Below are 23,101 nucleotides of genomic sequence, written 5' to 3' on the forward strand. Positions count from 1 at the left end.
GCTCTCGCGCTCATGTATGCCTGCTTCTGCTCTCGGGCTCATGCACGCCTGCTTCTGCTCTCGGGCTCACGCACGCCCGCTCCCGCCCTCGCGCTCATGCACGCCCGCGTCGGTCCGCAGGGGCGCGTGCCGCGCAGTCGTCGACGCGGAAGGCCACGTCGTTCACCACGCCGACCACGCCGTCGACGCGCCAGACGGCGTGCACGAGCTCGGGGACCTGGCTGCGCGTCTCGACCCGGCCGTCGAGGGTGACGACGCCGTCGCGGACACGGACACGGACCGCGTCGGACGGCAGGTCCAGTGCGGCGACGACGACCTCGTCGGTGACCTGGCGGTGGATGTCGTCGTCCGCGCGCAGGAAGACCCGGAGCAGGTCGCGGCGGGTGGCGATGCCGATGAGGCGGTCGGCCTCGTCGACCACGGGCAGCCGCTCGACGCCGCGGCGCTCCATGAGCCGGGCGGCGTCCGGCACGCTCTGCTCCGGGTGCACGGTGATGGCCGGGCTCGACATCACGTCGCCCGCCGTCACCGCGGACGGTACGGCGGGGTCGTCCCGGCGCGCCTGGCAGCGCACCAGGTCGCTGCTGGACAGGACGCCGAGGACCTTGTCGTCGGCGTCGACCACCGGCAGCCCGTTGATCCCGTGGTGGTCGAGCAACCGCACGACCTCCTTGAACGGCGTCGTCCGGCGGGCCAGCACGACGTCCCGGGTCATTACCTCGCCGACAATCTGCGCGGTCACGGCGGATCTCCTTCACGAACTCGTGCGGGGAGCCGGAGCCGGGACCGGCCCCGATGCTGGAGACGGTCCCGGCTTTCCGGTTCGGGCAGGCGCCTGTCGGCGCCTACTTCTGCGGGCCGCCGCGCCACGGCGGCGGCGCGGCCGTCCGGCGAGCGGCATTGCCCCGGTGGGCGACGCGTTCGACGGCGGCACGCAACCGGTCGTGCAGCCGGTCGGCGAGTTGGCCGGCGCTCGCCTCCCGGGCGTGGACGACGACGAGGTCGCCGCCGACCCGGATATCGCTCCGGCCGGACCAGGGCAGTTCGACATGGTGGGCCGATGCCCGCCGAACACGCACCTCCCCGCTCACGGGCGGCAGGCCGGGCCGGTCCAGTGCGGCGGCGACCTTCTCACGGAGGTAGGCGAGCGACTCCTCGTCCCATTCGCTGTCGGCGCGCACCCGTACGGCGGCGCCGGTTGCAGGGGCGCCGATGTCCTTGGCAGTCATGTCTCCGCTCCCTTTGATCGTTTGGCGACGCCTCAAGACTGCTGCGGTCGTCGCCCTCCTCCCAGGGGCGACCGGCTCCGGTGCGCGCGGCGGCCGGTCCCTGGTCGGTGGGCCGAGCGGCCCCCGCCCCAACTCGCCCTGGCTGCCGCGCGCCTCACCTGCTGTCGCTTCCCCCGGTTTCCCCCAGGGCCGCCCGGCCCGCCTCCAGCCGCGCCACCGGCACCCGGAACGGCGAGCAGGAGACGTAGTCCAGTCCGGCGGCGTGGAAGAAGTGCACCGAGTCGGGATCGCCACCGTGCTCGCCGCAGACCCCGATCTTCAGGTCCGGTCGGGTGGCGCGGCCCTCGGCGACGGCGATGCCCACCAGCCGGCCGACCCCCTCGCGGTCGAGCGTCTCGAAGGGGGAGGTGGAGAAGACCCCCTTGTCGAGGTAGGCGGAGAAGAACTCGGCCTCGACATCGTCGCGGGAGAAGCCCCAGGTCGTCTGGGTCAGGTCATTGGTGCCGAAGGAGAAGAACTCGGCCTCCTCGGCGATCAGGCCGGCCGTCAGGGCGGCCCTGGGCAGTTCGATCATGGTGCCGACCGGGCAGTCGACGGCGACCCCGGACGCCCGGGAGACCTCGGCCAGTACGTGCCGGACCTCCTCGCGCACCAGGCGCAGCTCACGGACGTCACCGACGAGCGGGACCATGATCTCCGCCTTGGGCGTTCCCCCGGCCAGGAGGCGTTCGGCGACGGCCTCGCCGATCGCCCGTACCTGCATGGCGACCAGACCGGGCACGACCAGTCCCAGGCGCACGCCGCGCAGCCCGAGCATCGGGTTCTCCTCGTGCATGCGGTTCACGGCGGAGAGCAGCGCGACGGCGTGCGGGTCGGGCTCCTCGCCGCGGGCCTGCGCGGTGGCGATCCGTACCGCGAGGTCGGTGTGGTCGGGCAGGAACTCGTGCAGCGGCGGGTCGAGGAGCCGGATGGTCACCGGCAGGCCGTCCATGGCCCGCAGGATGCCGGCGAAGTCCCGCCGCTGAAGGGGCAGGAGCTCCGCCAGCGCCCGGCCGCGCTCGGCGTCCGTACCGGCCAGGATCATCCGCTCCACCAGCTTGCGCCGCTCGCCGAGGAACATGTGCTCGGTGCGGCACAGCCCGACGCCCTGCGCCCCGAACCGGCGTGCGCGTTCGGCGTCCTGCGGAGTGTCGGCGTTGGCCCGCACCTCCAGGCGCCGCACGGTGTCGGCGCGGACCAGCGCCCGCGCCACGGCGTCGACCACCCCGTCCTCGCCTCGGCCCACTGCATCGACCACACCGTGCCCGCCGTCGTCGCTATGGTCCGCCCGGGCGACCGAGTCGACTTCTCCGTGCCCGCCGTCTTCGCTCTGGTCCGCCTGGGCGACTAGGTCGGCTTCTCCGTGCCCGCCGTCCTCGCCCCGGTCCGCCCGCGCCGCCGCGTCGACCACACCGCGCGTACCGTCCCCTCCCCGGCCGTCCTCCCCCTCCAGATACCGGATGACCGCCGAGTCCACCAGCGGCACAGCGCCCGCGTAGACCGCTCCGGCGGAGCCGTCCACCGAGACCACGGTGCCTTCCTCCAGCACCGTGCCGTCCGCGGCGGTGCAGCGCGGGGCCTCGCTGTCCACGGTGAGTTCCTCGGCGCCGCAGACACAGACCTTGCCCATGCCGCGCGCGACGACGGCGGCATGGCTGGTCTTGCCGCCCCGACTGGTGAGGACCGCTCGGGCGGCGATCATGCCGGGCAGGTCGTCGGGAGTGGTCTCCTGGCGGACGAGGACGACCTGCTCACCGGCGGCGGCGCGGCGAACGGCCGCGGCGGAGTCGAAGACCACGGCGCCGACCGCCGCGCCGGGAGAGGCCGGCACACCGCGGGCGAGGACGCTGCCGGTCGCGGAGGTGTCGAAGCGCGGGAACATCAGCCGGGCCAAGCCCGCACCGCTCACCCGGGCCAGCGCCTCGTCCTCGGTGATGAGCCCCTCGTCGGCCAGCTCGGCGGCGAGGACGAAGGCGGCCTCGGCCGTGCGCTTGCCGACGCGGGTCTGGAGCATCCACAGGGTGCCGCGTTCGATGGTGAACTCGATGTCGCACAGGTCGCGGTAGTGGCGTTCCAGGGTTCGCATGTGCCTGCGCAGCCCGTCGTACGACGCGGCGTCCAGGCGCTCGAGGTCAGCCAGCGGCACGGTGTTGCGGATGCCGGCGACGACGTCCTCGCCCTGCGCGTCGGGCAGGTAGTCGCCGTAGAGCCCGGGCTTGCCGGTGGCCGGGTCGCGGGTGAAGGCGACACCACTGCCGGAGTCGGCCCCGAGATTGCCGAAGACCATCCGCTGCACATTGACAGCAGTGCCCAGGTCGTCGGCGATGTGCTCGCGCCGCCGGTACAGGCGCGCGCGTTCACCGTTCCAGGAGGTGAAGACGGCCAGGACCGCCCGGCGCAACTGTTCGGCGGGGGACTGGGGGAACTGGTCACCCGTCTCCAGGTGGATCAAGTTCTTGTACGTGTCGACCAGTTCCGCCAGGTCGGACGCCGCCAGATGCACGTCGTCCTGGACGCCGCGCAATTCTTTGAGCAGGGTGAGGGACCGCTCGAAACGGGAGGAGTCGACGCCCATGACCGTACTGCCGAACATCTGGACGAGACGCCGGTAGGAGTCCCAGGCGAAGCGTTCGCTGCCGGAGACCTTCGCAAGGCCGAGGACGGAGTCGTCGTTGAGCCCGATGTCGAGGATCGTCTCCATCATGCCGGGCATGGAGAACTTCGCGCCGGAGCGGACGGAGAGCAGCAGCGGGTCGTCCGGCTGTCCCAGCACCCGGCCGGCGGACGCCTCCAGATCCGTCAGGTGCGCGCGGGCCTCCTCCCACAGGCCCGCGGGCGCGCTGCCCGTCTCGAGAAAGGCGCGGCACGCCTCGGTGGTGAGCGTGAAGCCCGGGGGAACGGGAAGCCCCAGCCGGACCATCTCCGCCAGGTTGGAACCCTTGCCGCCGAGGAGATCGGCCATGTCACGGCCGCCCTCGGTGAAGTCGTACACATAACGGACCATCAGGCTGCACTCCTCATGCGTCGGGGCGTGGCGGTGCCAGCGTCGGACGAACGCGTGCCTCGCAGGAGGTGCCGGCCGTCCCCACGCGGGGACCGTCCGGCCCGGGTCCGCACCGGACGCTCGTGTGCGCAGGGACCATCGGCGCGGCCGGGGCCGTCCGGCCCGTGGACCACCGGCCTGGTGGCGCAGGAGGCTCGGGGCCATCGCGACGCCCAGGGAAGACGAACCGGTGAAGGGACACGTCATGCCGCACGACATCGTGGTGGGGATCGACGGATCGGCCGAAGGACTCTCCGCCGCGCACTGGGCGGCCCAGGAGGCGCGGCGGCGAGGAACGGGGCTCAGCGTGGTCCACGTCTGGCGCCACCATGCCCGCCCCGCGCCGTACGTTCCCATGGACAGCAGCGAGCACGAGTGGGCCGAGCAGCTCTTGCGCGAGGCCATGGACAGCGTCCGTGCCGCCCACCCGGGACTGCGGATCACTGGCCGGCTCGTGTGCGAGGCGACGGTGGCCGGTCTGCTCGACGCCGCGGCCGACGCCGATCTGCTGGTCCTCGGCTCCCGTGGCCTCACCGCCGCGGGCGGCTTTCTCCTGGGCTCGGTGTCCCAGCGCGTCGTCGGCCGGTCCGCCCGCCCGGTCGTCCTGGTCCGTGCGGGACGGTCCGCCGCCGACGAGCATCTGCCGGCCACGGACGGTGTCGCCCCCGAGGAGATACCGAAGACGCCCTACCGCCAGGTGGTCCTCGGGCTGCAGATGGACCATCCCTGTGACGCCCTGATCGAGTTCGCCTTCGACGCCGCTCGTCGGCGTGGCACCGGCCTGCGCGTGGTCCACGCCTTCCGGCCCGCCGACCGGCCTGTTCCGGATCCGTCCGTGCCCCTGATGTCCGTGGCAGGGGAGGGCCCGCCGCCCGTCCCGCGTCCGCAGGTGCAGGCACCGGTGGACGTGGAGGGCACCGTGGCGGCGGTGCTGCGTCCCTGGCGGGACAAGTATCCGACCGTTCCCGTGACGAAGACGGTCACCGAGGGGCGCCCCGCGGCCGTCCTGGTGCGGGCCGCCCACGACGCGGCCCTCCTGGTCGTGGGCCGCCGCGGCGCCGACCATCAACTGGGCGCGCACACGGGGCCGGTGGCGCACGCGGTCCTGCACCACGCCGCATGTCCCGTCGCCGTCGTGCCGCACGACTGACACGTAACGACCGACACGTGACGGCTGATACGTACGGGCCGGGGGGCCGGGGCCGAAGGTCCTGGCCCGCCAAGGTCGCACGGGCCACCCGGTGCCCTGTCCGGCACTCCTCGCCACGACAGCCGCACGACGAGTATCAGCAGTGACGAGACCGCACGACGAGAGGACCTGTGATGACCACGACGGCGACAGTCGCCCCGCACACCACCGACGCCTGGCGGCAGTTCGCCGGAAGCGAGTGGCGTGAGCGCATCGACGTGCGCGACTTCATCCAGGCCAACTACACCCCCTACGAAGGCGACGCATCCTTCCTGGCCGGCCCGACGGACCGCACCCGGGCGGTGTGGGAGAAGGTCAGCGCGCTCTTCCCCGAGGAGCGCCGCAAGGGCGTCCTCGACATCGACGCCGCCACTCCCTCCACCATCACCTCACACGCCCCCGGTTACATCGACCGCGACCGCGAGCTGATCGTCGGCCTCCAGACCGACGCCCCGCTCAGGCGGGCGATCATGCCCAACGGCGGCCTGCGCATGGTGGAGAACGGCCTGAAGGCGTACGGCTACGAACCCGACCCGTTCGTGACAAAGGTCTTCGGCACCTACCGCAAGACCCACAACTCGGGTGTCTTCGACGCCTACACGCCCGCCATGCGGGCCGCCCGCAGGGTCGGCATCATCACGGGCCTGCCCGACGCCTACGGCCGCGGCCGGATCATCGGCGACTACCGGCGCGTCGCCCTCTACGGCACCGACCGGCTCATCGCGGCCAAGCGCGCCGAACGCGCGGCGCTGGACGACCAGCCTTCCACCGCCGACGTCGTCCGCGACCGCGAGGAACTCGCCGAACAGATCCGGGCGCTGGGCGAACTGGCCAAGATGGCCGCCTCCTACGGCTGCGACGTCACCCGGCCGGCGGTCACCGCACACGAGGCCGTCCAATGGCTCTACCTCGGCTTCCTCGCCGCCGTGAAGGAGCAGAACGGCGCGGCCATGTCCCTGGGCCGCACCAGTACCTTCCTCGACGTCTACCTCCAGCGCGACCTGGACGAGGGCCTGCTCGACGAGCGGCGCTGCCAGGAGCTGATCGACGACTTCGTCATCAAGCTGCGGATCGTGCGGTTCCTGCGCACGCCCGAGTACGACGCGCTGTTCTCCGGCGACCCGACGTGGGTGACGGAGTCCATCGGCGGCGTCGGTGCCGACGGCCGCCCGCTGGTCACCCGCACCTCCTTCCGCTTCCTCAACACCCTCTACAACCTCGGCCCCGCCCCGGAGCCCAACCTGACCGTCCTGTGGTCGCCGCGACTGCCGGCCGCCTTCAAGGAGTTCTGCGCCCAGGTGTCCATAGACACCAGCGCCGTCCAGTACGAGTCCGACGACCTGATGCGCCCGTGCACGGGCGACGACACGGCCATCGCCTGCTGCGTCTCCGCCATGGCCGTGGGCCGTCAGATGCAGTTCTTCGGCGCGCGCGTCAATGTCGCCAAGGCCCTGCTCTACGCCATCAACGGCGGCCGGGACGAGATGACCGGCGACCAGATCACCCCTCCGATGCCGCCGCTGACCGGCGAGTACCTGGAGTACGACGCGCTGTCGGCCGCGTACGACCGGGTCCTCGACTGGCTGGCGGAGACGTATGTCGACGCGCTCAACGTCATCCACTACATGCACGACAAATACGCCTACGAGCGCATCGAGATGGCGTTGCACGACCACCCGGTCCACCGCTTCATGGCCTGCGGCATCGCCGGGCTCTCGGTCGCCGTGGACAGTCTCTCCGCCGTCAAGCACGCCCGCGTGCAGGTCATCCGCGACGCGACCGGGCTCGCCGTGGACTTCCACACCGAGGGCGACTTCCCGGCCTACGGCAACAACGACGACCGGGCCGACGCCCTCGCCGTCGATCTGGTGGAGTCGTTCATGGCGAAGGTACGTAGGCACCCCACCTACCGCGACGCCGAGCACACCCAGTCCGTGCTGACCATCACCTCCAACGTCGTGTACGGCAAGCACACCGGCAACACCCCCGACGGCCGCCGCGCCGGACAGCCCTTCGCGCCCGGCGCCAACCCGATGAACGGCCGCGACAAGCACGGCGTCGCCGCCTCCGCCCTGTCGGTGGCCAAGCTGCCCTACGAGGTGGCACGCGACGGCATCTCCCTGACCACCACCATCACCCCGGAAGGGCTCGGCCACGTCCCCGAGGAGCGGGCCGGTCACCTGGTCGGCATCCTCGACGCCTATATGTCCGCGGGCGGCTTCCACATGAACGTCAACGTGCTGGACCGGGCCACCCTGGAGGACGCCATGGAGCACCCGGAGAAGTACCCGGAGCTGACCATCCGGGTCTCCGGCTACGCCGTCAACTTCGTCCGCCTGACTCGTGAGCAGCAGCTCGACGTGGTCAGCCGCACCTTCCACGGATCGCTGTGAGCGCCGTGCCGCGGACCACGGCAGCGGGACCGATGGTCACCGGCCGAATCCACTCCTGGGACCTGTCCACCGGCGTGGACGGTCCCGGGACCCGCTTCACCCTGTTCCTCAGCGGCTGCCCCCTGCGCTGTCTGTACTGCGCCAACCCCGACACCTGGCACATGCGCGACGGCCACGAGACCACCGTTGACCAGGTGATGGCGGAGATCGACAAGTACCGGGACTTCCTCGTCACCGCCGGCGGGGGAGTGACCGTCACCGGCGGCGAACCCCTGCTCCAGCCGGCCTTCACCACGGCCATCCTGCGCCGCTGCAAGGAGGCCGGCCTGCACACCGCCCTGGACACCTCGGGCTTCCTCGGCGCTCGCGCGTCGGACGAACTCCTTGCCGACACCGACCTGGTGCTCCTCGACATCAAGTCCTTCGACGTCCCGACCTACCGGAAGCTGACCGGCGGCGCCCTCGCCCCCACTCTGAACTTCGCCACCCGTCTCGACCGGCTGGGCAAGCGCGTGTGGATCAGGTATGTCCTGGTGCCCGGCTGGACCGATGACAAGGACGCCGTCGGCGCACTGGCGCGGTTCCTCTCCGGTCTCGCCTGCGTGGAGCGGGTCGACATCCTGCCGTTCCACAAGCTCGGCGCCGCCAAGTACGACGCCCTGGGCATCCCTTTCCCCCTGCGTGACACGCCGGCCCCCGGCCCGGAGTTGCTGGACCGGGTACGGGGCCAGTTCCGCGAGCAGGGCGTCACGGCCCACTGACATGTGCGAAAACAGGGCCGACCGGCCCTGGACCTCGGCGAGTGTAGATAGAAAGGATTCTGGAACCGGCCGAGGCATTGCGAGGAGCATTCGATGGCGCACAGTGAGCAGGGCGACAGCACGAGCAGCCCGATCAGGGTCTTCCTCCTGGACGACCACGAAGTGGTACGACGCGGGGTGCACGACCTGCTGACCGACGAGGCGGACATCACCGTGGTCGGTGAGGCGTCGACGGTGGAACAGGCACTGGTGCGGGTCCCCGCACTCCGCCCCGACGTGGCCGTCCTCGATGTCCGCCTGCCCGACGGGGACGGCGTGACCGTCTGCCGCGAGCTGCGCTCACAACTGCCGGACCTGGCCTGTCTGATGCTGACCTCCTTCGACGACGAGGAGGCCCTCCTCGACTCGATCATGGCGGGCGCGGCCGGATACGTCCTCAAGCAGATACAGGGCTCGGACCTGGTCTCGGCCGTACGGACGGTGGCCCGCGGCCAGTCCCTGCTGGACGCCAGCGCGACGGCCAAGCTGATGGCACGGCTGCGCAGCGGCGCGGAGCAGCCGGCCGAGGAGCCGGAGATGCTGCCGGGCCTCACCGACCGGGAACGCGAGATCCTGGAACTGATCGGGGAGGGGCTCACCAACCGGCAGATCGGCCAGCGGCTCTACCTGGCCGAGAAGACGGTAAAGAATCACATCTCCCGGCTGCTCTCCAAGCTCGGTGTGGAACGACGGGTCCAGGCCGCCGTCATCGCCACCCAGGCGCGCGACCGGATGCGGTCCGAAGCGCAGTAGCGCAGATGGCCTTCCTGCCTGCTGGCCGGGGCAGCAGCGGATGCGGCCCGCCGGCCGGCCGGGGCCGGGTGCCCGCTCCCCGGGGGACCAAAGGTCCCCACCGCCCACACCCACCCGGCCCATCCCCACACAGGCACCCGCACGGCAGGCTGGCAGCGATCCCGGGACACCGCCGGGCATCGTCGCCGCATCGGAGGACGGAAGACATGACCGTGCGAGTGGGCATCAACGGCTTCGGCCGCATCGGCCGGAACTACCTGCGCTGCGTCCTGGAGCGGGCCGGGGCCGCGGCGGCGCCGCTGGAGGTGGTGGCGGTCAACGACGTGACCTCCCCGGCGGCGCTGGCACACCTGCTGACGTACGACTCGACGTACGGGCGGCTGCACCTCCCCGTCGAGCACGACGAGACCTCGCTGACCGTGGACGGCCACCGCATCGCGGTGACCGCCGAGCGCGACCCGGCCGCGCTGGCCTGGGGCGACCTCGGTGTGGACGTGGTGATCGAGTCCACGGGCCGCTTCCGCACCCGAGAGCAGGCCGGCCAGCACCTGGCGGCAGGCGCGCGCAAGGTGCTCCTGTCGGTGCCCGGCAAGGACGTCGACGCCACGATCGTCATGGGCGTCAACGAAGGCACGTACGACCCGGACCACCACCACGTGATCTCCAACGCCTCGTGCACCACCAACTGCGTGGCCCCCATGGTCAAGGTTCTCCACGAGCACTTCGGCGTCGTCAAGGGGCTGATGACCACGATCCACGGCTACACCAACGACCAGGTCGTCCTGGACGGCCCCCACAAGGATCTGCGGCGGGGCCGCTCGGCGGCGGTCAACATCATCCCCACCACGACCGGCGCCGCCCGGGCCGTCGGCCTGGTGCTGCCGGAGCTCGCGGGCACGCTGGACGGCAGCGCCGTGCGGGTCCCGGTCGAGGACGGTTCGCTGACCGACCTGACCGTGGTCCTGGACCGGGCCGTGAGCGCGGAGGAGGTCAACGCCGCCTATCGCGAGGCGGCCGAGGGGCCGTTGAAGGACGTCCTGCGGGTGAGCGACGCCCCGATCGTCTCCCGTGACGTGGTCGGCGACCCGGCCTCCTGCGTCCTGGACGCCCCCCTCACGCAGACCCACGGCGACCTGGTCAAGGTCTTCGGCTGGTACGACAACGAGTGGGGCTACACCAACCGTCTGCTCGACCTCACGTCCTACGTCGCGGCCCGGCTGCCCCAGAACTGACAGTTCCGGCCACTCTCCTCCCGCCGCTCCCGGACCTTTCATCGCCTTCCTGTTCGAACCGCTACCGTGGCACGTACACGGTGTGGCCGCCGACAGGCGGTGGGGCGTTGGAGGAGCAGCGGTGGGAAACGCCGAACAGGCGCGCGAGGCACAGGTGCGGCTGCCGCAGCTGCGACTGGACGAGCTGCTGGAGGAGTTGCAGGCCCGGCTGGACGCGGCCCGCGGCACCCGGGACCGTATCCACAGCCTCCTGGAGGCCGTCCTTTCGGTCGGCCGCGAGCTGGACCTGGAGCAGGCGCTGCGCTCCATCGTCGAGGCCGCGGCGGCCCTGGTCGACGCGGAGTACGCGGCGCTCGGGGTGATCGGCCCGGACGGCAAGCGGCTGTCCGCCTTCCACACCGTGGGCGTCGACGCGGAGCAGATCGCGCGCATCGGCCCCTACCCGGAAGGCCACGGCATCCTGGGCGAGCTGATCCGCCACCCCGAACCGCTGCGCCTGGCCAAGCTCGCCGATCACCCGGCCTCCTACGGCTTCCCGGCCCACCACCCGCCGATGCACACCTTTCTCGGCGTTCCCATCCGGGTGCGCGATCACGTCTTCGGCAACCTGTACCTGACGGAGAAGCGCGGCGGGCAGCAGTTCGACGAGGAGGACGAGTCGGTCCTCGCGACGCTGGCCGTGGCGGCCGGCGTCGCGATCGACAACGCCCGTCTGTACGAGGAGTCCCGGCTGCGCGAGCGCTGGCTCCAGGTGAACGCCGAGATCACGCACGCGCTGATGTCCGGGGCGGATCAGTACAAGGTGCTGCCGCTGATCGCCGAACGGGCCAGGGAGATCACCGCGTCCGCCCTGAGCGTGGTGGCCCTGCCGGTGAACGGAACCGGCACGCTCGCGGTGGAACTCGCCACCGGTCACGAGGCCGACGCCTGGCGCGGGATCGTACTGCCCGTCGAGGGCACGCTCATCGGACAGGCGTTCGCCCAGCGGGCGCCGGTCAGCAGCCCGGACGTCGCGAACGACCCCCGGGTCTCGGCCGGTCCGCCCCGCTTCGAGGGGCTCGGACCGGCCGTCGCCGTGCCGATCGGCTCGGGCGAAGAGGCCCACGGCGTGGTGCTGCTGGTCCGGCAGTCGGGCAGCCGGGAGTTCTCCGAGAAGGAGACCGAGCCGCTTCAGGTCTTCGCAGCCCAGGCCGCCGTCGCGATGGAGCTGGCGGAACGACGCGAGGACGCCGAACAGATCGCCCTCCTCGAGGACCGCGACCGCATCGCCCGTGACCTGCACGACCTGGCCATCCAGCGGCTCTTCGCCACCGGCATGACCTTGCAGAGCGCCGGTCGCCGCGTGCAGGACGCCGTGGCCTCCGAGCGAATCCTGCGGGCGGTGGACGACCTCGACGAGACCATCAAGATCATCAGGTCTACGATCTTCGGCCTGCGGGCCCGCGACAACGACCCGGCGCCCGGCCTGCGTTCGCGCGCGATCCGCGCGATCGGCGAGGCCGCCCCGCTGCTCGGCTTCGCCCCCGGTGTCCGCATGGAGGGCCTGCTCGACACGCACGTGCCCGGCCCCGTCGCCGACCACGTCATGGCCGTCCTCACCGAAGCGCTCAGCAATGTCGCCCGGCACGCCGCCGCACACCGCGCCGACATCGTCCTTGAGACGGACGGCAAGCAGGTCCGCCTGACGGTCACGGACGACGGCGTCGGCATCCCCGAAGAGGGCCGCCGCAGCGGTCTGGCCAACATGGCCGAGCGGGCGCGGAAGCTCGGCGGCGGCATGGACCTGGAAAGCCCCGGCGGCAAGGGGACACGGCTGGTGTGGCACGCCCCGCTGGACGAGTCGCCGGACACGGCGGACCCCGGCCACTCCACCCGCTGACGCCCGGCGTCGACGGGGGGAGCGGCCCGGCTCGGGCCGCGAGAGCACCCGCTCATGGCTGTGCGGGCGAGACACCCGGCAGGGACACGGCATCCACACCCGTGAAACTGTTCAGCGCCGCCCACAAGAGCGGTGGTGGCCCGAAGGTCCCTATCGGGATGGGGCTGTTGGGTCCTGAGGTGTGGACCTTTCGCGTCGGGTGCGAGGTGGTGCGAGACGGGAGAGTGAGGGGTGTCAGGAACCAGCCGGATCCTCCCCGAAGGGGTCACCGTCATGGCCGTGCACCAGCCCACGCACCGCAGTTCCCACCACCTGCCGTCACTCCGCCGGGACCGTGCCGTTCCCGAGGCGAAGGCGGCCGGGTCGGCGCGGGCCGGCACGCTCACCGCACGGGCCTGCGTGCTCGCCTCGGCGCGCGTGCTGATGGGGTTCGTCTTCCTGTGGGCGTTCCTGGACAAGACCTTCGGCCTCGGATACGCGACCGCGTCCGGCAAGGGTTGGATCGACGGTGGCTCGCCCACCGAAGGTTTCCTCGGGCATGTCGCCGTCGGCCCGATGCAGTCCACGTTCCACGCGTGGGCCGGGGCGGCATGGGCGGACGGGCTGTTCATGCTGGGCCTGCTCGGCATCGGGGCGGCGCTGGTCGCCGGAGTGGCACTGCGTCCGGCAGCGCTGGCCGGGACGGTGATGATGGCGCTGATGTGGGTCGCGGAGTGGCCGCCGGCGCGGCACCTCTCGGACGGCTCAGCCAGCATGTCGACCAACCCGTTCGCCGACTACCACCTGATCTACGCGGTGGTGCTGATCGCGCTGGCCACGGTGTCGGCCGGTGACGTGCTGGGCCTCGGCCGGCTGTGGGCGCGGCTCCCCGTCGTCCGCGGCCACGCGTGGCTGCGCTGAGAGCGGCTGGCGGGGCGGGCCCTGCCGACGACCCGCCCCACCGGCCTGCCGACAGCAACCGTGGCCACCATTCCGAGGCCGCACGCCCCGGTCCCCTGCGTACGCCCGCGCCCATACCCAGAACGCACCGCATGACAATGGAGGTGGCCGGAATGGCCCGCACGATCACGGTAGGACTCGACGGTTCACCCGAGAGCCGGACAGCCGCGGAGTGGGCGGCCCGTGAAGCCGCACTGCGCCGGATGCCCGTACATCTGCTCCACGTGTGGCAACCGGTGCCGGAGCCGATCGCCCAGGCCCCGCACCTCGGCGCCGAGACGCACCAGCACTGGGCCGAGCGCATCCCCCGGGAGACCGCCGAGGACCTGCGGCTGCGGCACCCCGGGGTCGAGATCACCACCGAGCAGCGGACCGGAACCCCGTCGGAGGTCCTGCTCGACGCCGCACGCGACGCGGACCTGCTCGTGCTCGGCTCGCGCGCCCTGAGCGGCCTCACGGGCTTCCTGATCGGGTCCGTCGGCCAGTCGGTCATCGCCCGCGCCGAGACACCCGTCGTGCTCGTCCGGGCCGGCGAGCAGGCCGCCGACGAACACCTCAAGGACCCCGCGGGCATCCCGTCCGCCACCACCGGCTTCCGGCCCGTGGTCGTGGGGGTGGACGCCGGCAGCCCCGACGAGACCGTCCTCACCTTCGCCTTCGAGGAGGCGAGCCGCCGCAAAGCATCCCTGACGGTCCTCCGGGCCTGGAACCTGCCGTCCTCCTACACCTACGCCCTCGCCGCCGGCTACGACCCGCGCGAGGACCTGGCCCGCGCCCAGGCTGAAGCGCTCACCGAAGCACTTCAGCCCTGGCGGGAGAAGTACCCGGACGTGGAGGTGAGCGAGGACTCCCGGCTCGGCAGCCCCGCCAGCCACCTCGTGGACGCGGCCCGCGACGCCTCCCTCGTCGTCGTCGGACGCCGGATGCGCCGCAACCCGTTCGGCGCGCACATCGGATCCGTCGCCCACGCGGTCATGCACCACGCCACCGCCCCCGTCGCCGTCGTCGCGCACGACTGACCCGGCCCACACCTAAGGAGAAAGCATCATGCGAGCAGCGGTCGTCAAGGAGTTCGGGGCACCCCTGGTCATCGAGGACCGTCCCGACCCCGAACCCGGCCCGGGACAGGTACGGATCCGTGTCGAGGCATCGGGCCTGTGCCACACCGACATCCACGCCGCGCACGGCGACTGGCCGGTCAAGCCCACCCCGCCGTTCGTCCCCGGTCACGAGGGCGTCGGTCTCGTCGAGAAGCTCGGCGCCGACGTGACCCACCTCGCCGTCGGGGACCGCGTAGCCGTCCCGTGGCTCGGCAAGGCGTGCGGGCGGTGCGAGCATTGCCGCTCCGGCTGGGAGACCCTGTGCGAAGCCCAGGTCAACACCGGCTACGGCTGCGACGGCGGATACGCCGAGAAGATGCTGGCCTGGGCCGACTTCGCCCAGCCGGTGCCCGAGGGCGTCAGCGCCCTCGACGCCGCCCCGTTGACCTGCGCGGGCGTCACCACCTACAAGGCGCTGAAGGTCGCGAACGTCAGGCCCGCCCAGCTCGTCGCCGTCTCCGGCGTGGGCGGCCTCGGCCATCTCGCGGTGCAGTACGCCAAGATCTTCGGGGCGCGGGTCGCCGCGATCGACGTCACCGACGACAAGCTGCGACTGGCCCGGGAGCTCGGGGCCGACCTCGTCATCGACGCCCGCACCCAGGACGTCGGCGCCGAGCTGAAACGACACGGCGGCGCACACGCCGCCCTCGCCCTCGCGGTCAGCCCGGCCGCCTTCGCCGCCGTCAACTCCGGTCTGCGGCGCGGCGGAAAGCTCGTCATGGTGGCCCTGCCCGCCCACGGCACACTCCAAGTCCCGATCTTCGACACCGTCCTCAACGGCACCTCGATCATCGGCTCCATCGTCGGCACCCGCCAGGACCTCGCCGAGGTCTTCCAACTCCACGCCGAGGGCCGCACGAAGGTCATCCGGGAGACCCGCCCGCTCACGGCGGTCAACGAGTGCATCGACGAGGTCCTCGGCGGCCAGATCAAGGCCCGGATCGTGTTCGACCTCGGCGCGGGCGGCTGAGAGGGATGTATCCGCCCGTGGCGGTGGTCGAAGCCGACGGCTCCGAGTCGAGCCTCAGGGCCGTCACCCGGGCGGTCGGCGCCGGCCCGGCAGGCCGGGGTGCACGCGGTGGCCGCTGCCCAGGAGAACCCCCGGCAACTGGCCGCCGATCCGACCGGCGGGCCCGGCGCCGCTGTCGTCATCGAGGCCGTGGGAGTACCGGAGACCTTCGGGCCTGATCGATACCGACTCCACGCCCACCTGCTACGGACCAAGGCGCGAGGTCGTCGCGACCGGCGCAGTCTGAACGTGGCACCGGGCGGGGGAGGGGGGCGGGGCCCGCCGGAGCGGGGGACGTTCCGCGTCAGGCCAGGGCCTGTCGGCCCTCGCCACCGGCTGTCTCCTCTTCGCAGTATGGCAGTCCGCGTTCCGCACGAGACAGGGGAAGACGGCCGACTGATGTACCGCAACGACGGATTCCGCGAACTGAACCGGCAGGAAAGCCTGCGGCGGCTGGCCCAGGCGCCCGTGGGCCGCATCGTGCACACCCGCGATGCCCTCCCCGCCGTCCTGCCGGTCAACTTCGCCCTGGAGGAGAGCGGCGCCGTGCTGCTCTGCACCTCGGCCTCTTCGGAACTGGTCCGTGCCATCGACGGCGCCGTGGTGGCCTTCGAAGCCGACGAGGTCGACGCCGCGGCGCACGCGGGGTGGAGCGTCGTCGTCACCGGCCCCGCCGCGGTCATCACCGACCCCGAGGAGCACGAACGCCTGGTCCGCACCGGTCCCCGCTCCTGGGTTCCCTGGCCCGCGCAGGTATTCGTACGCATAGAACCGGAACTGGTCACCGGCCGGGAGCTGGTCGGCGGACGCACCTTGTACGGGCTGGACCTGCCGGCCTGAACCGATGCCGTCCGCGACTGCCCGCTCGGCCGGCCGCGACGAACCGTACGGCCCATGCCCCACCGGAGCGGACGGCCGTGAACGACATCTGCTTTCCGGCCCCGACCGACACCGTGTGCGTATCGGTGCACGGCGACATCACCACCTTGACCGGGTGTCCGCGCGACCCAGCTCTCGTGCCTCTTCTCTCGTGGCTCGGACCAGAGCGATACCGCTCGAAGGGCCGAACGCGCGCAGGAGAGCTGAGAGGTGCGAAAGCTGTCGACATCGCGCCGCGAGGACCGCACGGCCCCAGTATCCGTACGCGGTGTGGCGTGCGTGCACCCCGGGCACTCACCCAGGGAGGAACAGCTCGCAGGTCTCGCCGGGCCGGACGGTGACCGCGCGGTCCGGCAGTTCGACAGTGATGGGGGAGCGGTCGGAGGCGGGGACGGTGATGTGCAGGCGGTCCGCCAGCATCCGTAGCCGTACGCCCCAGTGGCCGTGGTAGCGGAGTGCGAATCCGTAGGAGGAGCCGGTCAGCTCCGGTAGAGGGGCCGGGTCCAGCCAGAGGGCGTCGCCCCGTGTCTGGAGTCCGGTGAGGCCCCGCTGGACCAGGTCCACGGTGCCGGCCATGGCGCCGAGGTGGATGCCCTCGCCGGTGGTGCCGCCCTGGACGTCCGCGATGTCCCCGATCAGGGCTTCGCGGGCGTATCCCCAGGCATCGGTGCGCCGGTCCCGCGCCAGGACCCAGCCGTGCACGAGCCCGCTGAGGGTGGAACCGTGACTGGTGCGGCGCAGGTAGTGGTCGACGGTGCGCTGCCACGCGGTGTCGTCCAGGCGGTAACCCAACTGGCCGAACAGAGCCGCTAGTTCGGCCGGGGGGAACAGGTAGCCGAGCATCAGGACGTCGGCCTGCTTGGAGGCGCGGTAGCGGTTGACGCTGTCGCCCTCGGCCTCCAGGATCCGGTCCAGGCGGCGGATGTCGTCGTACTTGCGCGTGTACGCCTCCCAGTCCAGCTCGGCGAGGCGCTCGTAGCCCGCGAACTGACTGATCACCCCGGAGTGAAAGGGGACGTGCAGCGCGTGGGAGACGTCACGCCACAGTTCGGCCTCGCCGCCGTCGAAGCCAATCCGCTCCGCGAGTTCCTGCCGGCGTGGTGCGGGCAGCAGGTCGAGCAGGTCGAGCGCGCGGGCAAGCACCCAGGCGGCCGTCACGTTGGTGTAGGCGTTGTCGTCGACCCCTGGCCGGTCGGAGTCCGGGTAGGCGTCGTGGTACTCGTCCGGGCCGACGACGCCGCGGATCCGGTAGCGGCGGAGCTCCTCGTCGTACACGGACCTGCCCGCCCAGAACCTGGCGATCTGGAGCAGCATCTCGGCACCCTTGGTGTGCAGGAACTCGGCGTCGCCGGTGGCCTCCCAGTAGCGCCAGATGTTGTATGCGACCGCCGAGTCGACATGGTGCTGCAGATGGGTGTTGTCCGGCAGCCACCGCCCGGAGTTGGGGTTGAGGTGCAGACGCTGGGTTTCCTCCCGGCCGTCGCTGCCGCTCTGCCAGGGGTACATGGCGCCGGTGTGCCCGGCTTCCTGGGCGGAGCGGCAGGCGCGCTCCAGGCGTCGGTGCCGGTAGGTGAGCAGGGCGCGGGAGACCTCGGGGAAGTGCAGGTTCAGGTACGGCAGGACGAACAGCTCGTCCCAGAACACGTGGCCGCGGTACGCCTCGCCGTGCAGGCCCCGTGCGGGTACGCCCACGTCGAGGTCGGCGGTGTGCGGGGAGAGGGTCTGCAGGACGTGGAAGAGGTGCAGGCGCAGGATGCGGCCCGCCTCGCCGGGCACGTCCAGTTCGGCCCGGCGCCAGAGCTGGTCCCACGCGGTGAGGTGGGTTTCGAGCAGGTCCTCGAAGGATCCCGCTGCGCGGGCCCGGTCGACGGCGGCCTGCAGCGGGTCACTGATGGCGGGATCCCGGGAGGTGTGCAGGGCGATGATCTTGTCCACCGCCAGGGTGTGTCCGGGACGCAAGGGAAGGCGCAGAAGCTGGACTGCGCGGACGTCGGTGTGGTGACTGTCGGTCTGTGTGGCGCCGGAGCAGGTGGTGCGGGCCGCGAGGGCGATACGGACGTCGGAGGCGCGGGTACGGCAGCGCAGCCAGGAGAGGCCGGGCGCGGCCGTACCGCTGTGGCCGTGCACGAGGTGGTCGCCGGCCAGGTCACGGTAGCGGGGTACGCCCGCGTTGCGTACCGACCCGTCCAGCGCGGACTCCACCTCGAGGTCGCCGGTCCAGTCGTCCGAGCTGAACTCCGTTCGCAACGCGGCGACGTGGGAGTCCGCCATGTGCACGAGGCGCAGTTGCCGCAGGGTCAGCCGGCGCCCCTGGCCGTCCTCGTACGTCGTGCGACGCTCCAGCAGACCGCTGTCCAGGCGGAGGGTCTGGCGGTGGTCGAGAACCCGAGCGGAGTCCGGGTGCAGCCAGGGGCCGGCGCCGGACGCGTCGCAGAACCGGAAGCGCAGCGGCAGCCAGTTCGGAAAGTTGACCATGTCCTCGTTGACGACGCGGCGCTGCGCGACCGTGGAGGTGAGACGGTCGTAGCACCCGGCGACATAGGTCCCCGGATAGTGGACGTCGTCCGCCGCGCACTCCGGCAGGGCGCCGCGGGTCGCGAAGTAGCCGTTGCCCAGGGTGCAGAGGGACTCCCGCAACCGCTCGTCGTCGGGTGCGTACCCCTCGTAGGACCACGTCCAGTCCGTCACGTGACGGCCCCCTTCACGAGCAGTTCACTCAGGTCGGGCACCACGAGATCGGCGCCGTGCCGCAGGAGGTCACCGGCGCGCTCCCGGCCGGCCGTCCGGTCGACACCGATGACCAGGCCGAACCGGCCGTTATGGCCCGCCTCGACGCCGGCCAGGGCGTCCTCGACGACCGCTGCCCGCGCGGGGGCGACGCCCAGGCGCCGGGCGGCCTCCAGGAACAGGTCAGGAGCGGGTTTGCCCCGCAGACCGAGATCCGCTGCCTCCTTGCCGTCCACCACGGCGTCGAAAAAACCGATCACCCTCGCGCGAGTGAGGAGTTCGCGGGCGTGCAGGGACGCGGAGACAGCGGCGGCGGGCCTTCCGGCCGCCCGCAGGGCACGCAGGAGATCGACGGTGCCGGGATAGGCCGGCACGGGTGCGCCCTGGCGCAGCCGTTCCGTGAAGTGGCGGTCCTTGTCGCGGGCGACGGCCTCCACTGTCTCCGGGGCCGCCCTCATACCGCGTGCGGCGAGGAAGGCTGCGGCACCGTCCCGCCGCGACTTGCCGTCGACGTACAACGGATAGTCCACGTCGATGGCGAACGGTCGGAGGTCCGCGGCCGAGTCGGGTGGCTGCTCGCGCAGGAAGGCGTCGAAGACGGCCTTCCACGCCTGCGCGTGCAGCCGGGCCGAGTCGGTGATGACTCCGTCGGTGTCCAGAACCACGGCGTCGACGGTCCGCAAGGGCGATGCTGTCTCACGCACGACGACGCCTCCTCATGCCGGTTCAGGATCCGTGCTGCGGCACCACCGCGACGGGGCAGTCCGCATGGTGCAGTACGGCGTGGCCGACAGGGCCGAGTTGCAGCCCGATGTGGCCGTGGCGCCTGCGGGCACCGATGATCAGCAGGTCCGCGGCGGCCGAGCGGTCGATCAGGATGCGGCGGGCCGGGCCCGGCACACAGGCCGGGCGCACGAAGACGTCCGGATGCGCCCGGCCGGGTTCGCGCAGCGCCTCGTCGAGCAATGCCCGGGCACTCGACGGCGGTCGTCGCAAGGGCCCGTCGGCCAGAAGCGGCGGGTCGGCCGTCTCCTGGACCGGCGCACGCCAGGCGTGCATCGCGTCCAGTACGCAATGCCGGGCCGCCGCCTCGGCGAAAGCGAAGCGGACAGCCGAGCCCGTCGAGTCCGGGGATCCCACACCGAGCAGGACGCGCTCATGCGTGCCGGCGAAGCCCGCCTCGCTGCCGCGTACCACGATCACCGGGCACTGCGCCTGCGCGGCGACGGCCAGGCTGACCGATCCGAGGAGCAGCTCCCGCACCGGACCACGTCCGCGTCGGCCGACGACCACGGCGAGGGCGTTGCGTGCGGCGCGCAGCAGCACCGCTTCGGGGTCGTCGGCCTCCGCGTCGGCGAAGACGCGCGTTCGCGGGTGGTGAGCGGCTGCTCGCGCGTCAGCGGACCGCAGAATTCGCTCGGTGAGGTCCGCGGGCCCGGGCCGGGAACCGCCGGGCACCGGGAGCGGCTCGTGCGCGAACTTCTCCAGGAGCGAGGCGTGCACCGACCGCAGCTCGACACCGTGTAGGGCAAGCGCCATACGTCCACCGTCTCTCACCCGGGGTCCCTGAGCAAGACGTGCTGGAACATGCTGTCTGAGTCGTGCAGCAACGCCATACGCGGTGTGCGAGGCGCCCGGAGGGCCGGTACGGCCCCCGGACCTGCCGCCTGTGAAAGGTCCAGGGCCGCAGCCCCGTCGGTGCTTGTCGTGAGTTCAGGCGTTGTTGCCGCAGCAGGCCGTGCTGCCGCGGGCACAGCGACCACCGGACAGGATGCTCGGCGCATGCACGCGCGCGCCACCGCACCGAGGGCCGGAAGCGCCGGATCGTCGCGCCTGTGGCGGCCCAGCACCAACAGCAGGGCTTCTTCGGTGTGGTCGATGAGGACGCGCACGGGAGGTCCCTCGATGAGGAGGGCCCTCAGCCGTGCCCCGGGTTCGGCGGCGACGACGCGGCGAACGGTGTCGTCTAGGAGCCGACGGGCCCGCACTCGCTCATCGGAGGCGGCCGGGCGGGCCAGGACCGGAGCGTAGGGCGCGCGCAGAGGCGCGCCCGGCTCCCAGGCGTGTACCGCCAGGATGTCGGCCCTCAGCATCCTCGCCTGACGAACCGACCAGTGCAGAGCCGCGAGGGCGGCCGGTGAACCGTCGACGCCCACGACGAGAGGTCCGGTTGCGTGAGTCATGGTCCGGCGACTCCCTTCGAAGGGTGCTGCCCCCATGCGACCTCTGGCTTTTCCGACCCTCGGGCGCTCCGCAGCACTCTCTCATCGTGGCGTGTTCCAAACGGACACAGGAGGGCCCGGTAGGCCCGCCCGAGGCCCGAAAGACCCAAGGCGCTCAGCGCCCGGGAGCTCCACGCGGTCGACCGGCACCGACTACGCCTGGCCGCCGCCGCACCGCACCCAGGGACTGGACCGAGTGGGAACCACCTCGGCCGGCACCGCCCCGAGTGCGAAAGTGCACCCACCAGGAGGTGGACGCGGAAGTATCGCCACCCTGCCGTGCGCGCCGGACGCGCTGCTGGATGAGACGCAGCCGCAGAGCATCGCGCATTGGAATGATCCGAGCGTGGTCACCACCGGCATCACCTGGCTCGCCCGCCGCCCCTGACAACGCACCGACGCCGCCGCCCGACGGCCTGTGCCTTCTACGGGCCGAACCCTCCCAGTCGACGAGCGCGGCGCCGCTCTCCCTCTCCGCGTCGGCGACCCCAAGCGGTGGACCCGCGACCGGCCTCGGACCGCCACCGGCGCCGCCACAGGCAGGCGCGGGTGTGCGTACCGGCTGGGCTAGGGGACCAGGCCCCGGTGCTGTACGACCTGACGGGCGAGGTCGGCGCAGGACTGGTTGGTTCTGTGACTGTGTTCGCGCAGGAGAAACAGAGCCTGTTCCGGGGTGCAGCCGAAGCGGGCGGCGAGGATGCCTTTGGCCTGTTCGGTCACCACGGCGGCGTGCGCCAGAGCGCTGTCCGGCGTGTCCGCGCCGTTGGGGGAGGGCCGGGGGCTGCAGCGGAGGGGCGGGGCCGTGCGTGCGGCTTGGGCGGACACCCGCATGGAGATGGCCCGCAGCCGCATTTCGACGGCCGCCCGCTGCTTCCTGGCAGCCCACGCTTGCAAGGCAGCGGCCCTGGCGTACTGCTCCATACGTTGCTGAGTGTGCTGGTCCCACCACACGGACTCGTCCGGCGCCGCCCCTGGACCTTTCACGCCGGTGCCCCCTGATCGCCCCTGTAGAACGCAACTAGCTTGTCGCATATGCAAGGCGGTCCGCAGCAAAAGGCATATTCCGAGTCCGACCTGTACATCTCCGCTGCAGACGACGTACCCCGTTCGAAGGCACTGCACGTGCCCGCCGTGATGGGTACAAGTGCCAGGGGCATCTTCACATCCCCGGAGCACGGGGACTGACCCCTACCGGAGGAGTTGCCCCGTGGTCCTCGTGATCGTTGTCGCCGTGGTTGCGTTGCTGGCGGGTCTGGCGGCCAACCGTTGGCTGCGCCCTAGGCTGATCACCACCGGCGACGACGAGGGCATGGCGGTGAAGGACCTGGTCGGGCCGATGCTCACCCTGACCGTGTTGCTGCTCGCGTTCGTCCTGGTCACGGCCTCGGGCTCGTACGGGAAGGCCGAGGTCGCCTCGCGCGGTGAGGCCCGTGCCCTGGACCAGCTCGTGGAGAGCGCGGAGTACGCGCCCGCGAAGGAGCGGGCGAAGGTGCAGGCCGACGCCGTCTGTTACGCCCGCGCCGTCAGGGCCCAGGAGTGGCCCGCGATGTCCGACGGACACGGCTCGCCCGCACCCAGTGTCTGGTCGACGGATCTGCGGCGCACCTTCGGCCAGGTCGAGGGCAAGCCGGTGTTCGGCATGCTGGTCGCGGCCGACAACAAGCGCTC

18 protein-coding genes and 1 pseudogene are annotated in these 23,101 nt (G+C 71.8%); 11 read left to right on the plus strand and 8 right to left on the minus strand.

What is annotated here, in order from left to right; all coding sequences use genetic code 11:
* Positions 1-94: 94 nt before the first annotated feature.
* The 3 genes from ABZ877_RS36200 to ABZ877_RS36210 all read right to left on the minus strand — a co-directional run bounded on the left by ABZ877_RS36200 (position 95) and on the right by ABZ877_RS36210 (position 4,272).
* Complete coding sequence (locus ABZ877_RS36200) at positions 95-742, minus strand: CBS domain-containing protein (protein WP_361080215.1); 648 nt, start codon at positions 740-742, stop codon at positions 95-97.
* A 103-nt stretch (positions 743-845) separates the two neighbouring features.
* The gene (locus ABZ877_RS36205) at positions 846-1,229 is read right to left on the minus strand and encodes a hypothetical protein (protein ID WP_361080217.1); all 384 of its coding nucleotides are present in this window, start codon (positions 1,227-1,229) and stop codon (positions 846-848) included.
* A gap of 154 nt (positions 1,230-1,383) precedes the next feature.
* Complete coding sequence (locus ABZ877_RS36210) at positions 1,384-4,272, minus strand: pyruvate, phosphate dikinase (protein ID WP_361080219.1); 2,889 nt, start codon at positions 4,270-4,272, stop codon at positions 1,384-1,386.
* A gap of 244 nt (positions 4,273-4,516) precedes the next feature.
* On the opposite strand from ABZ877_RS36210, the gene ABZ877_RS36215 reads away from it, so the two are divergent.
* From ABZ877_RS36215 to ABZ877_RS36260, 10 genes are all read left to right on the plus strand, one after another.
* Complete coding sequence (locus ABZ877_RS36215; RefSeq protein ID WP_361080221.1) at positions 4,517-5,461, plus strand: universal stress protein; 945 nt, start codon at positions 4,517-4,519, stop codon at positions 5,459-5,461.
* Positions 5,462-5,634: 173 nt separating this feature from the next.
* Positions 5,635-7,893: a formate C-acetyltransferase gene (gene pflB, locus ABZ877_RS36220; RefSeq protein WP_361080223.1), complete on the plus strand. Its 2,259-nt coding sequence runs from the start codon at positions 5,635-5,637 to the stop codon at positions 7,891-7,893.
* A 32-nt stretch (positions 7,894-7,925) separates the two neighbouring features.
* A complete protein-coding gene (gene pflA, locus ABZ877_RS36225; protein WP_361080225.1) occupies positions 7,926-8,654 on the plus strand; it encodes a pyruvate formate-lyase-activating protein in 729 nt (242 codons plus the stop codon).
* 93 nt (positions 8,655-8,747) lie between these two features.
* A complete protein-coding gene (locus ABZ877_RS36230; RefSeq protein ID WP_361080227.1) occupies positions 8,748-9,446 on the plus strand; it encodes a response regulator transcription factor in 699 nt (232 codons plus the stop codon).
* 206 nt (positions 9,447-9,652) lie between these two features.
* Positions 9,653-10,678, plus strand: a complete 1,026-nt coding sequence (gene gap, locus ABZ877_RS36235) for a type I glyceraldehyde-3-phosphate dehydrogenase (protein WP_361080229.1) — start codon at positions 9,653-9,655, stop codon at positions 10,676-10,678.
* A 121-nt stretch (positions 10,679-10,799) separates the two neighbouring features.
* On the plus strand, positions 10,800-12,557 hold the full coding sequence (locus ABZ877_RS36240) for a GAF domain-containing protein (RefSeq protein WP_361080231.1): 1,758 nt from the start codon (positions 10,800-10,802) through the stop codon (positions 12,555-12,557).
* Positions 12,558-12,830: 273 nt separating this feature from the next.
* Complete coding sequence (locus tag ABZ877_RS36245; protein ID WP_361080251.1) at positions 12,831-13,457, plus strand: hypothetical protein; 627 nt, start codon at positions 12,831-12,833, stop codon at positions 13,455-13,457.
* A gap of 152 nt (positions 13,458-13,609) precedes the next feature.
* Entirely contained in the window at positions 13,610-14,515 is a 906-nt protein-coding gene (locus ABZ877_RS36250) for a universal stress protein (protein WP_361080233.1), read from the plus strand.
* A 28-nt stretch (positions 14,516-14,543) separates the two neighbouring features.
* Entirely contained in the window at positions 14,544-15,566 is a 1,023-nt protein-coding gene (gene adhP / locus ABZ877_RS36255; RefSeq protein WP_361080235.1) for an alcohol dehydrogenase AdhP, read from the plus strand.
* A gap of 438 nt (positions 15,567-16,004) precedes the next feature.
* Complete coding sequence (locus ABZ877_RS36260) at positions 16,005-16,445, plus strand: pyridoxamine 5'-phosphate oxidase family protein (protein WP_361080236.1); 441 nt, start codon at positions 16,005-16,007, stop codon at positions 16,443-16,445.
* Positions 16,446-16,778: 333 nt separating this feature from the next.
* Here the strand turns inward: ABZ877_RS36260 and ABZ877_RS36265 are convergent, their stop codons facing one another.
* The 5 genes from ABZ877_RS36265 to ABZ877_RS36285 form a co-directional block, all read right to left on the minus strand.
* Positions 16,779-19,172: a glycosyl hydrolase family 65 protein gene (locus ABZ877_RS36265; RefSeq protein ID WP_361080239.1), complete on the minus strand. Its 2,394-nt coding sequence runs from the start codon at positions 19,170-19,172 to the stop codon at positions 16,779-16,781.
* The gene (locus tag ABZ877_RS36270; protein ID WP_361080241.1) at positions 19,169-19,915 is read right to left on the minus strand and encodes an HAD-IA family hydrolase; all 747 of its coding nucleotides are present in this window, start codon (positions 19,913-19,915) and stop codon (positions 19,169-19,171) included. The genes ABZ877_RS36265 and ABZ877_RS36270 overlap by 4 nt, the downstream gene beginning before the upstream one ends.
* Before the next feature lie 22 nt (positions 19,916-19,937).
* On the minus strand, positions 19,938-20,750 hold the full coding sequence (locus tag ABZ877_RS36275) for a universal stress protein (RefSeq protein WP_361080243.1): 813 nt from the start codon (positions 20,748-20,750) through the stop codon (positions 19,938-19,940).
* Between the two features lie 14 nt (positions 20,751-20,764).
* The gene (locus ABZ877_RS36280; protein WP_361080245.1) at positions 20,765-21,430 is read right to left on the minus strand and encodes a universal stress protein; all 666 of its coding nucleotides are present in this window, start codon (positions 21,428-21,430) and stop codon (positions 20,765-20,767) included.
* Positions 21,431-22,000: 570 nt separating this feature from the next.
* The gene (locus ABZ877_RS36285) at positions 22,001-22,354 is read right to left on the minus strand and encodes an ANTAR domain-containing protein (RefSeq protein WP_361080247.1); all 354 of its coding nucleotides are present in this window, start codon (positions 22,352-22,354) and stop codon (positions 22,001-22,003) included.
* A gap of 286 nt (positions 22,355-22,640) precedes the next feature.
* On the opposite strand from ABZ877_RS36285, the pseudogene ABZ877_RS36290 reads away from it, so the two are divergent.
* Positions 22,641-23,101, plus strand: a pseudogene (locus ABZ877_RS36290) (hypothetical protein); the annotation flags it as partial.

The organism is Streptomyces sp. NPDC046939 (assembly GCF_040644575.1).
Lineage (GTDB): Bacteria > Actinomycetota > Actinomycetes > Streptomycetales > Streptomycetaceae > Streptomyces.

What these genes read in the sequence shown, in the direction of transcription:
- pflA (WP_361080225.1), top strand. Translation starts at nt 7,926, where the DNA reads ATGGTCACCGGCCGAATCCACTCCTGGGACCTGTCCACCGGCGTGGAC.
- ABZ877_RS36245 (WP_361080251.1), top strand. Translation starts at nt 12,831, where the DNA reads ATGGCCGTGCACCAGCCCACGCACCGCAGTTCCCACCACCTGCCGTCA.
- ABZ877_RS36275 (WP_361080243.1), bottom strand. Translation starts at nt 20,750, where the DNA reads ATGGCGCTTGCCCTACACGGTGTCGAGCTGCGGTCGGTGCACGCCTCG.
- ABZ877_RS36250 (WP_361080233.1), top strand. Translation starts at nt 13,610, where the DNA reads ATGGCCCGCACGATCACGGTAGGACTCGACGGTTCACCCGAGAGCCGG.
- pflB (WP_361080223.1), top strand. Translation starts at nt 5,635, where the DNA reads ATGACCACGACGGCGACAGTCGCCCCGCACACCACCGACGCCTGGCGG.
- ABZ877_RS36205 (WP_361080217.1), bottom strand. Translation starts at nt 1,229, where the DNA reads ATGACTGCCAAGGACATCGGCGCCCCTGCAACCGGCGCCGCCGTACGG.
- adhP (WP_361080235.1), top strand. Translation starts at nt 14,544, where the DNA reads ATGCGAGCAGCGGTCGTCAAGGAGTTCGGGGCACCCCTGGTCATCGAG.
- ABZ877_RS36215 (WP_361080221.1), top strand. Translation starts at nt 4,517, where the DNA reads ATGCCGCACGACATCGTGGTGGGGATCGACGGATCGGCCGAAGGACTC.
- ABZ877_RS36280 (WP_361080245.1), bottom strand. Translation starts at nt 21,430, where the DNA reads ATGGGGGCAGCACCCTTCGAAGGGAGTCGCCGGACCATGACTCACGCA.
- gap (WP_361080229.1), top strand. Translation starts at nt 9,653, where the DNA reads ATGACCGTGCGAGTGGGCATCAACGGCTTCGGCCGCATCGGCCGGAAC.
- ABZ877_RS36285 (WP_361080247.1), bottom strand. Translation starts at nt 22,354, where the DNA reads ATGGAGCAGTACGCCAGGGCCGCTGCCTTGCAAGCGTGGGCTGCCAGG.
- ABZ877_RS36260 (WP_361080236.1), top strand. Translation starts at nt 16,005, where the DNA reads ATGTACCGCAACGACGGATTCCGCGAACTGAACCGGCAGGAAAGCCTG.
- ABZ877_RS36210 (WP_361080219.1), bottom strand. Translation starts at nt 4,272, where the DNA reads ATGGTCCGTTATGTGTACGACTTCACCGAGGGCGGCCGTGACATGGCC.
- ABZ877_RS36230 (WP_361080227.1), top strand. Translation starts at nt 8,748, where the DNA reads ATGGCGCACAGTGAGCAGGGCGACAGCACGAGCAGCCCGATCAGGGTC.